This is a genomic window from Streptomyces sp. NBC_01498, assembly GCF_036327775.1.
Lineage (GTDB): Bacteria > Actinomycetota > Actinomycetes > Streptomycetales > Streptomycetaceae > Streptomyces.
On the sequence record NZ_CP109598.1, the window covers coordinates 3396960 to 3411191 of the forward strand.

The following is a 14232-nucleotide window of genomic DNA, read 5'->3' on the forward strand; positions in this document are numbered from 1 at the left end:
CCGGGTGCCGGCCGCCGCTACCGCCTGCTGTCTGTGTCGGTGCGGGCGGTGACCCGCAGCCGGAGGCCGCGCGGGCTCATGACCGCGGCCCGGGTAGGACGGACCGGGCCGCCGCCGACAGGGTGCAGGTTCCAGCGGGAGGCGACGGCCGCCAGGGTCATCACGGCCTCTGCCTGGGCGAGGCCGTTTCCCACGCAGCTGCGGGCGCGGTCCCCGAATGCGAGAAAGGCATGCCGGTCGGGCGGGGTGCGTCCGGGGCCCCAGCGGTCGGGGTCGAAGACGTCGGCGTCCGGGTAGCAGTCGGCGCGCTGGTGGATGAGGTAAGGGCTGAAAGCGACGACGGTGCCGGCGGAGACCGGGTGGCCGCCGAGCACGGTGTCCGCGGTCACCGTGCGGGTGACGATCCACACCACCGGGTGCAGGCGCAGCGTCTCGGTGACCACCTGCCTGGCCAGGGACAGCGCGGGCAGGTCCTGAACCGAGGGCGCACGGCCTGCCAGGACGGTGTCGGCCTCGGCCTGGAGCCGCCGGGCGATATCGGGGCGGCCGGCCACGGAGTGCAGCATCCAGGCCATGGTGGCGGCCGTCGTGTCGATACCCCCCACGAACATCGTGACGACCTGGTCGACGAGTTCGGTGTCCGAGAGACCCCGTCCCGAATCCGGGTCCCCGGCCGCCAGCAGCGCCGACAGCAGATCCCCGTCATCACCACCGTCGCCGCCCCGGCGGGCCGCGACGATATCTCCGGCGAACCGGCGCAGCCTGTCCCGGGCCAGGAAGTAGCGGCGGCTGCCCGGCAGGGCGACCCCCGCGAGGGCGGGCGGCAGCACGGTCCGGGCGCCGATGCCCGCAACGACCGTGCGCAGGTCGGCGCCCGCCCCGGGAAGGGCCAGGGGCGAGGGCAGCGACTCGGCGGAGAAGACGGTGCCCAGCAGGATCGCCGTGCTGAGCTCGCGCATCTCCGCCACGACATCCACCGTCCCACCGTCGTCCCAGGACGCCGTTACTCCCTCGACCTGGCCGGTAAGAACCCGGCCGTATCCGGGCAACCTGGACCGGTTGAACGCGGGCTGCACCAGGCGCCGTTGCCGCCGGTGCGCCGCGTGGGGACAACTGCCCAGTCCGTCCCCGGTGGTCTCCCGGAGCCGGTCGAACAAGGGCCCGCCCTTGTCGAATGTCCGGTCGTCGCGCAGCACCTGCTGCACCAGCTCAGGGCTGCAGACGAACACCGCGCGGACTCTGCCGAGCCGCACGGCCACCAGATCACCGTGCTCCGGGAGGGATCTGAGGAAGCCCAGCGGGTCCCGCAGCAGTACCACCGCATGCCCGAGCAGCGGCCAAGCACCCGGCACACACGGCACTCCTGATCCAGTCGTCCTCACAGTTGAGCCCTCCCCTCAGGCACGATCAGGCACGATCGATGGATCCCTCACCGTCCGTCAGGAACACCGCTCTCCCCGGGTCGGCGGTGACTCTGACAAGGCCGGCGGAGGGCGGGGAACCGAGTCCGCCGGCCCACTCCAGGTGGCCCACTGGGCCGACGGTCCTGGTCTCAGGATCTTCTTGAGCTCATGCCCGGCCGCCCGCGAACGGGATCGGGCGGGACTCCGCACCGCCGAGGGCCGGTACACAACGGTGGCATCCTGGCCTCGCGTGAACCGTTCAGCATGCCACCCCAGCAACCAGGTGGACGAGCCGATGGTGCGGACTCCCAGTGTCCGGGCGCAGGTGGGATCAGTTGTAGCAGGCGGCGGAGGACGCGTGGTTGTCCTCCGACGACAGCACGTTGACGCGGTAGCCCGGGTCCATCACATGGGTGCCGCTGCCGACTCCGTTCTTCCACCAGAAGCACGGCACACCCGTGTCGTTCGACCAGGACGACATCTGGTCGTTGAAGCCGTACCGCCAGAGTTCGGAGATCTCGCTCCAGCGCGAGAGGTAGACACCGCCGCCGGTGAAGTTGGAGTCCCTGTAGAGGCATGCCTTGTTGGCCGGGCAGGCGGAACCGGAGAACGTACCGACCGGGTCAACGGCCTGCGCGGGGCTGACGACAGCCAGACTGACCCCTAATGACAGAACAGCGGTGAGCAGAGAGAAGCGACGCATCAGGGAGCCTCCTGGGCTCTAGTTCGGCGAGTGGAGTAGACCTCCGAACCGGACTTGCCCAGGCAGTTCCGTTCCATGCGACTGCCGTCTCGATGCCACCCAAACGGACTCAGTATCTGCCTCCTGACCTGGAGCGTCTCCGCACACTGGAACCCTGGCTGGCCCTCTCCCTGGATCGGGTGCGTGAGCAGATCGCGGCTGTCGAGCGGCCAGCGCAGCCCCGGCGCGCACCGCAGCCCCCGGCCGCCGCCCGGCCGCACCGTACGCCGACGCCTGGCTGGGGTATCTCTGCTGTCGGTATCGGGGCTCCCATCGCTGAGGTTCGCCGGGGTGACTGCTTCGCCGGGGGGAAAGGGCGCTGCGGCCGGTCCGTGCGGAGCGTGCCCGTGCGGAGCTGGCCGGCGGTGTCCAGGCTTGTGGGGTGTGCCCGGGTCCGCCTGCTCCCCCGTCGGCGCGCTCGGCATCGCCGGAGACGGGACGCCCCGCCAAGTGCTACATGGCAATGACGGCCAGGCTCGGTGGAGCTATGACTCGAACCGCGGGTAGTTTCTCAGGCTGGTGAATGTGCGCGAAGGGGTTCAACCGCTGGTTGGCGCGGATTTCCTCGGCCAGTTTGGTGCAGCGTCCTTTCCTGCGATGCGCCTGGTCATGAGAGTGATGGCTGCCCAGGTGATCAGCGTCTCGGAGTGTTGGACGAGCCGCTCGTAGTCGCGGGCGTGGCGGCGGGCGTTCATGATCCAGGCGAGGCTTCGTTCGACAACCCAGCGCCGGGGGATGACGACAAAGCCGGTGGCGTCCTTGGGCCTGCTGACGGTTTTGATCGTCAGGTTGAGGTGGCGTTTGGCCCAGGTCACGAGCTTGCCCGCGTAGGCTCGGTCGGCCCAGACGATGGTGATCTCGGGGTGCATCAGGCGGAGGCGGAAGAGGACCTCCTTCGCTGCGGCGGAGTCGTGCAGGTCGGCGGGGGTGACCATCACGAGCAGCGGCAGGCCGCGGGTGTCGACGACGAGGTGCCGTTTGCGGCCGTTGATCTTTTTGCCCGCATCGTATCCCCGGCTGTCCCTGCCGACGGTCGAGGCGGCTTTCACGGACTGGGAGTCGATGATGGTGGCGACCGCCCGGAGTCCTTTCCCCATGTCCCGGCGGATCCGCCCGGCGAGGTGGTCTCGGATCTGGCCGACGATGCCGGCGGCCGCCCAGCGGGCCATGAAGCCCCAGACCGTGCGCCAGGGCGGGTAGTCGGCGGGCAGGGCCCTCCATTTGCAGCCGGTGTCCACGACGTAGCGGATCGCGTCCACGATCTCCCGCCGGGGGTGCTTCTCCGGGCGGCCGCCGATCGTGGTCTCGCAGGCCGGGATGGGCAGCAGCGGTTCGAGCAGGGCCCATTCGGTGTCGGTGGTGTCGGTGGGATAGCGGCGGCGGCGCATGGCAACAGGTGTCTCCAGACATGGGTGCGGGGGTAGGTCAGGCTGAGGCGATGAGGTCGAGTGTGGATTCGATGGAGTTGAGCTGGGCGACGATGTGCCGTACCCACTTGTCGTTCGGGTGGGCGGCGGCGTGCGGTGCGACGGTGCCGGTGATGAACCGCCGGAACTGGGTCAGTTTCTCGCCCACGACCTGTCGTTCGTAGGCTTCCAGCGCGGCCCGTTCCGCGCCGAGCTGGTAGCCGTCGAGCCGATTCCAGATCAGCGGCGGCCAGCCTTTCGACCCGGCCTCGTCCTTCAGCGCGGCCAGGCCGGATCGGACCTGGTGCGGGGAGAGTGCGCTGGCGCGGACCAGCTGGTGGAACTCCAGTCCGGCCGGGCGGGCTTCGAAGAGGACGAAGCGGACGGTGTCCGCGTGCCGTCTGGCGGCGTCCCCTTTGCGCCGGGAGGCGCGGGGCACGACTACTCGCCCCGCAGCATGGCCGCGAGCTCGTCGTCCATGTCGACCTTGCCGGTGTCGACCGCGGTCTCGATCCAGTCCAGCGTCGCCCGCACTTTCGCGACGTTCTGGTGGACGATGGCGCCTTCGTCTTCGGACAGGGTCCGGTCGCGCAGGCCGGGGACGGTGCGGCCGGCCGCGGCGACGAACGCGTGGCAGGCGGTCACCAGGTCCAGGAACTTCACCGTCCGGTCGACTTTGCGGACCGCCGGGGCGACCGGGCTGGTGTCCTCAAAGTGCTGACGGGCTTGCCAGCTGCGTTCGTTCTGAGCATGGTTGACCTGGAAACGGGCGGTGTCATCGCTCATCGCCTTGAACGCGACGTCCGGCCGCCGCAGGAGGTTCATTGCCGCCGTGGTGGCGACGCCCTCGTCGCGGGTCAGTTCCTCCACCACCCGGACCTTGTTCTCCGTGGAGACTTTGGCCGCGACCTGCGGGCGCCGGAGGAAATCGGTGGTCACCGTCGCGGCAACCTCCTCGTCCTGGGCCAGGTGGTGAATCGCGGTGATCCTCTCCTGCGGGGTCTCCGGGCTGTCGACCGTCCAGCCGACCCGCCGCCTGGCGTCGTCCGCAGTCCACCGCGATTTGCCCTCGGGAGGGCTCTTGATCGCGGCCCACCTCTCCGTGTCGTCCTCAATCCGGCCCAGGATGCGGTGGATCGTGAACGACACGTCGGCCTGGCGGTGTTCCTTCGGCCAGCGCGACGCGATCCACCTCGCGTTCTTCACCGTGTTGAACATCAGGCCGATGTCCTCGGCCAGACGGACCAGGGACTCCCGAACTGTCCACTCGGTGTCCGGGGTGCCACCACGGGGCCTGACCGGCTCGATCTCCAGGGCCCGGTCGCCGATCGTGAACTTGCCGCGGGTTTGCTGTTCGACGACTTTCCGCAGCTCGGCAACGATCTGCTCGTAGCGGGACTGGCTGACGGCTCCGATGCTCTCAATCTGCTCGGACATGGCTTTCACCATCCAAATACGGCCCGAGGCACGGCACTTGGGGCCGCGACAGGGCAAGGACCGCATCTGCTTCCGAGAGTCGGACCGCAAATACGAAGATCACAAGGAATGACCACAATTGACCGTTCTGTGAACGGAACCGGTCCGAGGATGCGTTCGGTCAGTGGTCACTGTGAACGGTCCGCGAACGGATCCTTCCGCTTCCGCCAGGCCCTCACGACGCACCGTCGCGAGCAGAACCGGGCGTCTGAGCGGCGGTCAACACCGGCCACCCAGCGAGCTCCGCACTCCGGGCACTCGACCGCGCCGGCTTCACCCTGGACGGCCGCCAACCGCTTCCGCAGCCGTTGCTCCTTGCGCCACTGCCTGGAACGACATACCGACGAACAGAACACCGCCTCGGGCCGGGCACCCGGCCTGAGGCGTTCGCCGCAAGCCCGACAGCCCCTCTCGCCAGCCCTCCTGGCACCCTCAGACACCGGTCCAGGCTAGGGCGCAAATCTGCCCAGAACCTGGGATCGGAAACAGCTACTAAGCCGTACGCAGCGCCGTCCGGGACGTACGCAGGCCGCACCCGCCACGTTCGGACGCCGAGCCGTTGCGAGCCCCATGCGCGCATGGTGACCTTTGATCAGCCCTACGTCACATCCGGGAGTTCTCCACGCGCAGCCATCGCCGATCACGGGCGCCTCCGCGGGCCGGGGGTGGCGTGCGGAACCTCCGCAGCTCTCAGCCGCCCCGCCCTCCCGGACACCGGAGGGACGTGGCTCTCACCGGATCGGATGCCCCATGCAGTCCTTCCGTCTGTCCAGACGAAACCCCGCGCCCGGACGTAAGCCGGCGCCCCGCCGGGCCGAGCGGACGCTCGCCGCGGCCGGCACGCTCTCCCTGGTCGCCGCAGCGGCGGTCACCGGCCTCGCCCCGGCCACCAGCTCCGCCTCCAGCCACCGCGAGGCGCCGATGACGGCCGGCGACCCGAGGGCGGACAACACCGACGTGTACGCCTTCACCAGCCCTGACAAGCCGGACACCGTCACCCTGGTGGCGAACTGGATTCCCTTCCAGGAGCCCAACGGCGGCCCGAACTTCTACCCGTTCGCCAGCGACGCGCGCTACAACATCAAGATCGACGCGGACGGCAACGGCAAGCCCGACACCACGTACACCTGGGAGTTCACGGACCACATCCGGGACTCCGCGGACCAGTTCCTGTACAACACGGGCGTCGTGAAGACCCTGGACGACCCGACCCTGAACTTCCGGCAGACGTACGACCTGACGGTCACCGACAGCGGCGGCAACCGCCGGACGCTCCTCGACAACGCGCCGGCCGCCCCCTCGAAGGTCGGCAAGGCGTCGATGCCCGACTACGCGTCGCTGCGCAAGCAGGCGGTGCGGCCGCTGCCCGACGGCGGCCAGACGTTCGCGGGGCAGGCGTCCGACCCGTTCTTCCTGGATCTGCGGATCTTCGACCTCCTCTACGGGGGCAACCTCTCGGAGACCGGGCACAACACGCTCGCCGGCTACAACGTCAACACGGTCGCCATCCAGGTGCCGAAGAAGTCCGTCGCCCTGAAGGGCGATCCCACGCGCAACCCCGTGATCGGTGTGTGGTCCACCACCGACCGCAAGGGCGCCGAGGTCACCGCGAAGGGCCCGGAGAACGACACGGCCGACGGCAAACCGCAGGACGCGGGCGCCGTGCCGGACAAGGCAGGTGCGAACGGCGACGGCGGTGCGAGCGGCGAGGACGGCTGGCGCCAGGTCTCGCGCCTGGGCAACCCGCTGGTCAACGAGGTCGTCGTACCGCTGAAGTACAAGGACGCCTTCAACGCGCTCAGCCCGGACAAGGACGCCAGCGTCACCCCGGTCGTGAACGCGGTGAAGGACCCGATCGTCCCCAAGCTCGTCCAGAGCATCTACGGCCTCCCCGCCCCCGCGACCCCGCGCAACGACCTGGTCGAGATCTTCCTCACCGGCATCTGCAAGGCGTGCGGCCCCATCAAGGCCGACCTCAACGCGCAGCAGCTGAACGCGGACGCGGACAAGGCGGCGATCGTGCCCGCCGAGGAACTGCGGCTGAACATGTCCGTGCCGCCCGCCGCCAAGCCCAACCGGCTCGGCGTCCTCGGCCAGGACCTGGCCGGCTTCCCCAACGGCCGCCGGCTCAACGACGACGTCGTCGACATCGAGCTCCAGGCCCTCGAAGGCGCCGCGCAGACCGGCAAGATCGTGACCGCGCTGGCCGCCGGCGACAAGGTCGACACCCCGTACCGCGAGCCCGGCGCCTCGTTCCCGTACGTGGCGCTGCCCAACACCGCCGCCGTCAACCAGGCCGACTCCCTGCACCCCGACGGTGGTGTCGGCGCGGGCCTCGGCGGCGCGTCGTTCGGCGACGGCTTCCCCGTCGTACCCGTCACGGCCGTGGGCGGCGGCGCCCTGCTCGCCTGCGCCGGGGTCATGGCCCTGCGCCGGCGCCGAGCCGGACAGGTATGACCCGCCCGCTCCTGCCCGGTCGCCCGCCCCGCTCCTCGCGGGGCGGGCGACCGCGGCGCTCCCGCCGGGCCGCCGCCGCCGCAACGGTCGTCGCCGGTACGGCGCTGGCCTGCGTCGGCGTCTCCGCCCTGATATCCACCCCCGGCGAACGGGTGCCGGGCCGCACGGACATAGGCGCCGTCCCCGTCCACTCGGGCCCGGACGAGGCGGCCGGCTCCACCGGGGACCGCACCCCCGCCCCGCCCCCGGCCCGCATACGCATACCCGCCATCGACCTCGACCAGAAGCTCCTCGGCCTGCGCGTACAGCAGGACGGCCGCCTCGGCGTACCGGAGGACCCAGCCCGGGTCGGCTGGTGGAGCGACGGGCCCCGGCCGGGCGACCCCGGCGCGGTGGTGGTCGTCGGCCACGTCGACTCGGCGACCGGACCGGGCGCCTTCCACGGACTGTCCTCACTGCGCCCCGGCGACCGGATAACGCTGCGCCGCGAGGACGGCAAGGACGTGACGTTCACCGTCCGGGCCCTGCGCCAGTACGCGAAGGACGCCCTCCCGGACAGCCAGGTCTACGCGACCACGGGCCCCCCGTCCCTCCGCCTGATCACCTGCGGCGGCACGTACGACCGGGCCCGGGGCGAATACCGCGACAACCTGGTGGTGTACGCGACGACGGGGCGGGCGCGTTGAGGGCGGCGCTTTGGGTGGGTGCGTCGGGCGTGGGCGCTTTGGGCGTGGGCGCTTTGGGGGCGGGCGCGCCGATGACGGACCGGGGCCCGACCTGCCTGCTGCGCGTGGCAAAGGGCCCCCGGCCCGTCAGCCGGACGCGCGGGCGTTGAGGCGGGCCGCCTGGCGGGTCAGGTGGGTGCGTTCCGGGAGGGTGGGGGCCTTCGTCGCCGCCTCCGTGTAGAGGCGGGCCGCCGTGGTGAGGTCGCCGGCGCGTTCGTGGAGGTAGGCCGAGGCCGCCGTGTGGCGGGGCAGGGTGGCGTCCACGCGGGCGAGCGCCGCCAGGCCGGCCCGGGGGCCGTCGGACTCGCCGATCGCCACCGCGCGGTTGAGACGGACGATCGGGCTGTCGGTGAGGCGGGCGAGTTCGTCGTACCACTCGACGATCTGCACCCAGTCGGTCTCCTCCGCCGCCGGCGCGTCGGCGTGCAGCGCCGCGATGGCCGCCTGGGCCTGGTACTCGCCCAGGCGGTCCCGGGCGAGGGCGTTCTGAAGCACCCGCACGCCCTCGGTGATCGCCGCCGTGTCCCAGCGGGAACGGTCCTGTTCGGCCAGCGGGACCAGGTCCCCGTCCGGTGTGGTCCGCGCGGCGCGGCGTGCGTGGTGGAGCAGCATCAGCGCGAGCAGCCCCGCCACCTCGGGGTGGTCGATCGCCGCCGCGAGCCGGCGGGTGAGCCGGATGGCCTCGGCGGCGAGGTCGACGTCGCCCGAGTACCCCTCGTTGAAGACCAGATAGAGCACGCGCAGCACGGTGGCGACATCGCCCGGCCGGTCGAACCGTACGCCGGAGACCGTGCGCTTGGCCCGGCTGACCCGCTGCGCCATGGTCGCCTCGGGTACCAGATACGCCCGCGCGATCTGACGTGTCGTCAGCCCGCCGACGGCGCGCAGCGTGAGCGCGACGGCCGACGACGGGGTCAGGGACGGGTGGGCGCACAGGAAGTAGAGCTGGAGCGTGTCGTCCGCGGCGGGCGCGGGGCCCGGCGGCGGCTCCTCGTCGGCGAGGCCCTCGCGCCGCCGCCGGGCGGTGTCCGACCGGGTCGCGTCGAGGAAGCGCCGCCAGGCCACCGTCACCAGCCAGCCCTTCGGGTCCCTCGGCGTCCCGGCCGGCCACACCCGCACGGCCTCCACCAGCGCGTCCTGTACGGCGTCCTCGGCCGCCGCGAAGTCGGCTCCCCGGCGGACGAGGACAGCGAGGACGCCCGGCGTGAGGCTGCGGAGCAGCTCCTCGTCCCACGCCGGGTCGGTGGCCGACGCCGGGCGCGTGGCCCGGTCGGTGGCCGGGGGGTGCGTGGCCGACTCGTACGCCGGGTTCGGTGCCTGGTCGGACGGTGGCTCCGGCGGCGGGTCCCGTCGTGGCTCCGGCGGCGGATTCATCGCGTGCGTCACTCCGTGATGGTGGGCGACACGCCGTAGAACGGGCGCAGTTCGAGCCACTCGTGGATCGGCTTTCCGCCCGCGCCCGGGGCCGCCGACAGCTCCCCCGCCAGCTCGACGGCCCGCTCCCGGGTGTCGACGTCGATCACCATCCAGCCCGCGATGAGGTCCTTGGTCTCGGCGAACGGGCCGTCGGTCACCGGTGGGCGGCCCTCGCCGTCGTACCGGACGAACATCCCCTCCGGCGAGAGCGCCTGGCCGTCGACGAACTCGCCGGTCTCCCGCAGCCGGTCGGCGAAGTCGTCCATGTAGCGCAGGTGGTCCGAGATCTCCTCCGGCGTCCAGCGGTCCATGGGGACGTCGTTGACGGCGGCCGGGGCGCCTCGGTAGTGCTTGAGCAGCAGGTACTTGGCCATGATGTGTGTCTCCTCGGTGAGGTGCGGCCCATTGTGGTCGCGTTCCGGTCGCGTGCTGGTCGCGTTCACTACGGGGACGGAACCGGCTCCGCGTTCTCGACATCGCCGCGACAAGTTTTTCTCGCGGGTTCTCGCGGGTTCTCGCGGGTTCTCCGCATGCCTGCGGGGGTTCTGTGGTCGGCTACAGGCGGATCACGACGAGAGCGATGTCGTCGCCGGCGCCGGCGGTCAGGTGGAGACGTTGCAGGACCCGGTCGGCCACTTCCTCCGGGGGGAGATCCACGCAGGTGGCGAGCGCATTCGTGAGGCGGCCGAGCCCGGCGTCGATGTCCTCGCCCCGGCGCTCGATCAGGCCGTCGGTGTAGAGGACGAGGGTGTCGCCCGGGGCGTAGCTGGTGCCTGCCTGGGGGCGGACCACGTGTTCGGGCCGGGCGCCGAGGGGCGGGTCGGTGGCCTGGTCGAGGAGTTCGCAGGTGCTGTCGTGGTGCAGCAGGACCGGCGGCGGGTGCCCGGCGCTGCTGTACGTGACGAGGCGGCTGCGGGTGTCCACCAGCGCGGTGACGGCGGTGGTGGACAGGGCGCCGTCGAGGGAGCGGGCGTAGAGGCCGAGGATCTCCAGGGCCTGCGCGGGCCCGGGGACGGCGCGGCTGACGGCGGACAGCGCGCTGCGGAGCATGCCCATGACGGTGGCGGCCTCAAGTCCGTGGCCGACGACGTCACCCACGGCGACGGAGAACCGCCCGTCGCTGAGGTCGACGGTGTCGTACCAGTCGCCGCACACGTTGAGCGAGCCGATCGCCGGCAGATAGCGCACGGCGATGTCCGGGTGATGGGCCAGGTCGGGCGAGTGGAGCATCGCCTCCTGGAGGGTGACGGCGACCTGCCGCTCCCGGCCGTGGGCGAGCCGCAGCTCGTCGTTGAGCCGCTGGAGTTCGCGGGCGCGCGCGTACAGCTCGGACTCCATGCCCTCCTCGCGTGCGGTCAGCTCCCCGCCGACGACATGGCGGAAGCGGCGGGAGCGGACGAAGGCGGTGACGTCCTCGGCACGGTGGATGATGCAGGTCACGCCGCCGTCGGAGTCGGTGACCGGGGTGTTCACCGGGGACCACCAGTGTTCGGCGAACCGCTCCGGACGCTCCGGGTCCGGGACGTCGTAACGCTGGAGCGCCATCGTGTCGGGCTCGCCGGTGGCGAGGACGCGGTCGAACGAGGCCGACAGATTCCGTACGCCGTCGGCCTCGGGGTCGCCGGGGTTGTCGGGGAACGCGTCGAAGATGAAGTTGCCCAGCAGGTCGTTCCGGCGCAGGCCGGTGGCCCGCAGATACGCCTCGTTGACGTCGATGATCATGAGCTGTGTGTCGAGCACCAGGTACGGGCTCGGCGAGGCGGCGAACAGATCGCTGTAGTCGATCTCCGGCATGACCGTCGCTCCAGACCCGCCCCGTCGTCCCGCGCGTGACCTCTTGCCCGACTTGTCGCGTTTCTTGTTTCGACGTTTCCAGCGCTTCCAACGCTTCCAACGCTTCCAACGCTTCCAACGTACGAGCATCCGTCCCGCCGTGCGCGCCCGGCGGGCGGGCGCCGGGACGTTCCGCTGGTCAGGTACGGCCTAGGCGAGGGCGCGGAGGCGGCGGGATTCGAGGACGGTGGCGAGTGCGTAGGCCCCGCCGCCCGCGAGTGTGAGGACCCAGAAGAGCGCGGGGGTGCCGAGGAGGAGGGCCGCCGTGGAGATCAGGGCGAGCCAGACGCCGAGGCCGTAGTGGAGCGGATTGCGGCGTACGGCGCCTTCGGCGAGGTAGAGCAGGCCCACGACGAGGCCCGACCCCGTGGGCCAGAGCACGGACTGGAGGCCGGGCATGCCGAGGCTGTTCGTCAGGCCGGTGATGGCGAGGAACAGCGCGGCGAAGCCGACGATCCAGGAGGCGCCGAGCATCTTGCCGACGAGGATGTCCGGCCCGGTGGCGGCGCGCTGGGCGCGGGCGGCGGCGAGGGTCGCACTGACGGTGCCGGCCGCGAGTCCCGCGCCGAGGAGCGCGGTGGGCAGCCAGCCGGGCAGGTCGAGCAGTGGGGTGGCGCCCTGGGAGAGCGCGGAGGCGCCGTGGCCGAGGACGTACGCGAGGCCGAAGCTCGCGTAGGTCGCGCGGTTGTCGACCTCGACGGCCGGGCGATGCGGCGCGACGGCGGGGGCAGGGATGGGGGTGGCGTTCGGGGCGGGGATGGTGAGGGACAGAGACATGGTGGGTCCTCCGGGTTCTGGGGCGTATGTTTACGGGCGTAAAGTCAGGTGTTCTGCCTGGCGGGGCCGGTCGAGATGGGACAGCGCGGCCACGAAGGGCCGTACGCGAGTGGCGGGCAGCGGCGAGATGCGGGAGTTGGCGCGCTGGTGCGCGAGTCCGTGCAGGCCGAGCCAGAGGGCTGACGCGTCGGCCGCCGGATCGGTGCTGGCCGAGCGGCCCGCGTTCACACAGTCGGCGAGCGCCCCGGCCAGGATGTTCAGGGCTTCCGCGCCGCGCGGGGCCCGCCGGTCGGCGCCGCTTCCGCCGCATCCGGGGTGGCCGGGGGGTTCGCCGTACATGGCGCGGTAGCGCTCGGGGCGGGCGGCGGCGTAGTCGAGATAGGCGAGGCAGGCGGCGTACAGACGGTCCTCGGCGCCTTCGGCGGCATCGAGAGCGACGTCGGGGTCGTTGCCCGGGTCGTCGTCGGGGTCTTCTTCGGGGTCTTCTTCGGGCTCGTCGTCGGCCACCGGGGCGACGGCTGCCCGGAGCCGGCCGGTCAGTTCGCCGAACGCCTCGTGGACGAGGGCGCGCATCAGGGCCGGGAGGTCGGGGAAGTGCGGGTAGATCGAGGGAGCGGTGATCCCGGCCCGGCGGGCCACGGCGCGCAGGGTGACGGCGCGTGCGCCGCCCCGGTCGAGCAGGTCGGTCGCGGCGGCCAGGATGTCGGCGCGCAGCTGGCTGCCTTCTCCCCGGCGGTTGCGGGGGCGGGCGGTCCGGGGCGCGGGCGCCCGGCCGGCGGTCGCGGCGGTAGCGGTAGCAGAGGCCGTGGCGGTAGCCGTGTCCGTGGCGGCGGGCTCCCCGCGTACGGCCGCAGGCACGGACCGGCCCGCCGCCTCACGCACCGCCGCCCGCGTCCATGCCGACGTCCATGCCCGTGCCCGTGCCCGCGCCCGCGCCCGTGCCCGCGTCCTCGTCCGGGACGAGGACGACCTTGCCCGCGACCGTCCGCGACTCCGCCAGCTCCAGCGCCGACGCCGCCTCGGACAGCGGGAACCGCCCGGCGATCTGCGCGGTGAGCACCCCGGCGGAGAGCAGCCCCAGCACCCGCGTCAGGTCCTCGCTCAGCCGGCGGCGGAAGGTCTCCGGGCGGCGGCGGCCCGCCCAGAAGTTGTAGAAGTACGCGCTCCGGCCGTTGGGCAGGGCGTTCCAGGCCAGCAGCCGTGCGAACACCTTCAGCACCGGCAGCTGCGAGTTGCCTTCCTCGTCCTTGGTGGCGGCGGTGCCGTACGAGACGAGAGTTCCGCCGGTCCGGAGCAGCCGCCACGACTCGACCAGCCCGGCGCCGCCGACGTGGTCGAAGACCGCGTCCACGCCGCCCGGCGCGATCTCGGCGATCCTGCGGTACATCTCCGGGTCGCGGTAGTCGACCGGGATCGCGCCCAGCTCCCGCAGCGTGGCGTGGTGGCGGGGCGCGGCGGTGCCGATGACCGTGATCCCGGCGTGCCGGGCGAGCTGGACGAGGGTGGAGCCGACACCACCGTTGGCGCCCAGCACCACGACGGTCCCGCCCGAGCGGACCTTGGCCTTGCGGTGGAGCATCTGCCAGGCCGTGATGCCGTTGACGAGTACGGTCTCCGCCGCTGCCGCGTCCACGTCGTCGGGCACGGCCACCAGGTCGGCCGCGTCGAGCAGCAGATGTCCGGCCCAGGCGCCGGTCTTGGTGACGGCGGCGAAGCGGCGGCCGGTCAGCGCGGGGTCCACGCCGGGGCCGGCGGCCGTCACCGTACCGACCACGTCGTAGCCGGGTACGAAGGGGAAGGCCGGCTGGTCGTAGTACTTGCCCCGGCGCATCTGCTGCTCGGCGAACGAGACGCCCGTCGCGTCCATCCGCAGCACGACCTGGCCCTCGGCGGGCGCCGGCAGCTCACGGGTGTGGACGACGAGGCCGCGCGGCTCGACCTTGCCCGGAAGGACGATCTCGGTGGTGAGGGTGGTGACGGCGCTGGTCATGACGGTC

At 72.0% G+C, this 14232-nt stretch carries 13 protein-coding genes; 2 read left to right on the plus strand and 11 right to left on the minus strand.

What is annotated here, in order from left to right:
- Positions 1–17: 17 nt before the first annotated feature.
- The 5 genes from OG875_RS14410 to OG875_RS14430 all read right to left on the minus strand — a co-directional run bounded on the left by OG875_RS14410 (position 18) and on the right by OG875_RS14430 (position 4988).
- Positions 18–1352: a cytochrome P450 gene (locus OG875_RS14410; protein ID WP_330174633.1), complete on the minus strand. Its 1335-nt coding sequence runs from the start codon at positions 1350–1352 to the stop codon at positions 18–20.
- 382 nt (positions 1353–1734) lie between these two features.
- A complete protein-coding gene (locus OG875_RS14415; RefSeq protein ID WP_326680949.1) occupies positions 1735–2106 on the minus strand; it encodes a peptidase inhibitor family I36 protein in 372 nt (123 codons plus the stop codon).
- Between the two features lie 578 nt (positions 2107–2684).
- On the minus strand, positions 2685–3533 hold the full coding sequence (locus tag OG875_RS14420; protein WP_326680948.1) for an IS5 family transposase: 849 nt from the start codon (positions 3531–3533) through the stop codon (positions 2685–2687).
- 37 nt (positions 3534–3570) lie between these two features.
- Entirely contained in the window at positions 3571–3990 is a 420-nt protein-coding gene (locus OG875_RS14425) for a RacP protein (protein ID WP_326680947.1), read from the minus strand.
- Positions 3991–3992: 2 nt separating this feature from the next.
- Positions 3993–4988, minus strand: a complete 996-nt coding sequence (locus OG875_RS14430) for a DUF6192 family protein (protein WP_330177741.1) — start codon at positions 4986–4988, stop codon at positions 3993–3995.
- Between the two features lie 789 nt (positions 4989–5777).
- On the opposite strand from OG875_RS14430, the gene OG875_RS14435 reads away from it, so the two are divergent.
- Positions 5778–7484, plus strand: a complete 1707-nt coding sequence (locus tag OG875_RS14435) for a DUF4331 domain-containing protein (protein WP_330174634.1) — start codon at positions 5778–5780, stop codon at positions 7482–7484.
- On the plus strand, positions 7481–8170 hold the full coding sequence (locus OG875_RS14440; protein ID WP_330174635.1) for a class F sortase: 690 nt from the start codon (positions 7481–7483) through the stop codon (positions 8168–8170). The genes OG875_RS14435 and OG875_RS14440 overlap by 4 nt, the downstream gene beginning before the upstream one ends.
- A gap of 126 nt (positions 8171–8296) precedes the next feature.
- Here the strand turns inward: OG875_RS14440 and OG875_RS14445 are convergent, their stop codons facing one another.
- The 6 genes from OG875_RS14445 to OG875_RS14470 all read right to left on the minus strand — a co-directional run bounded on the left by OG875_RS14445 (position 8297) and on the right by OG875_RS14470 (position 14225).
- The gene (locus OG875_RS14445) at positions 8297–9595 is read right to left on the minus strand and encodes an RNA polymerase sigma factor (RefSeq protein WP_330174636.1); all 1299 of its coding nucleotides are present in this window, start codon (positions 9593–9595) and stop codon (positions 8297–8299) included.
- A complete protein-coding gene (locus OG875_RS14450) occupies positions 9592–9999 on the minus strand; it encodes a YciI family protein (RefSeq protein WP_330174637.1) in 408 nt (135 codons plus the stop codon). Before OG875_RS14450 ends, OG875_RS14445 begins: the two co-directional genes overlap by 4 nt.
- A gap of 181 nt (positions 10000–10180) precedes the next feature.
- Positions 10181–11419 (minus strand): PP2C family protein-serine/threonine phosphatase, encoded by a 1239-nt coding sequence (locus OG875_RS14455; protein ID WP_330174638.1) that lies wholly within the window; start codon positions 11417–11419, stop codon positions 10181–10183.
- A gap of 189 nt (positions 11420–11608) precedes the next feature.
- On the minus strand, positions 11609–12235 hold the full coding sequence (locus OG875_RS14460) for an ABC transporter permease (RefSeq protein WP_330174639.1): 627 nt from the start codon (positions 12233–12235) through the stop codon (positions 11609–11611).
- A 30-nt stretch (positions 12236–12265) separates the two neighbouring features.
- The gene (locus tag OG875_RS14465) at positions 12266–13117 is read right to left on the minus strand and encodes a TetR/AcrR family transcriptional regulator (protein WP_330174640.1); all 852 of its coding nucleotides are present in this window, start codon (positions 13115–13117) and stop codon (positions 12266–12268) included.
- Positions 13110–14225 (minus strand): medium chain dehydrogenase/reductase family protein, encoded by a 1116-nt coding sequence (locus OG875_RS14470; RefSeq protein WP_330174641.1) that lies wholly within the window; start codon positions 14223–14225, stop codon positions 13110–13112. The genes OG875_RS14465 and OG875_RS14470 overlap by 8 nt, the downstream gene beginning before the upstream one ends.
- Positions 14226–14232: the final 7 nt, after the last annotated feature.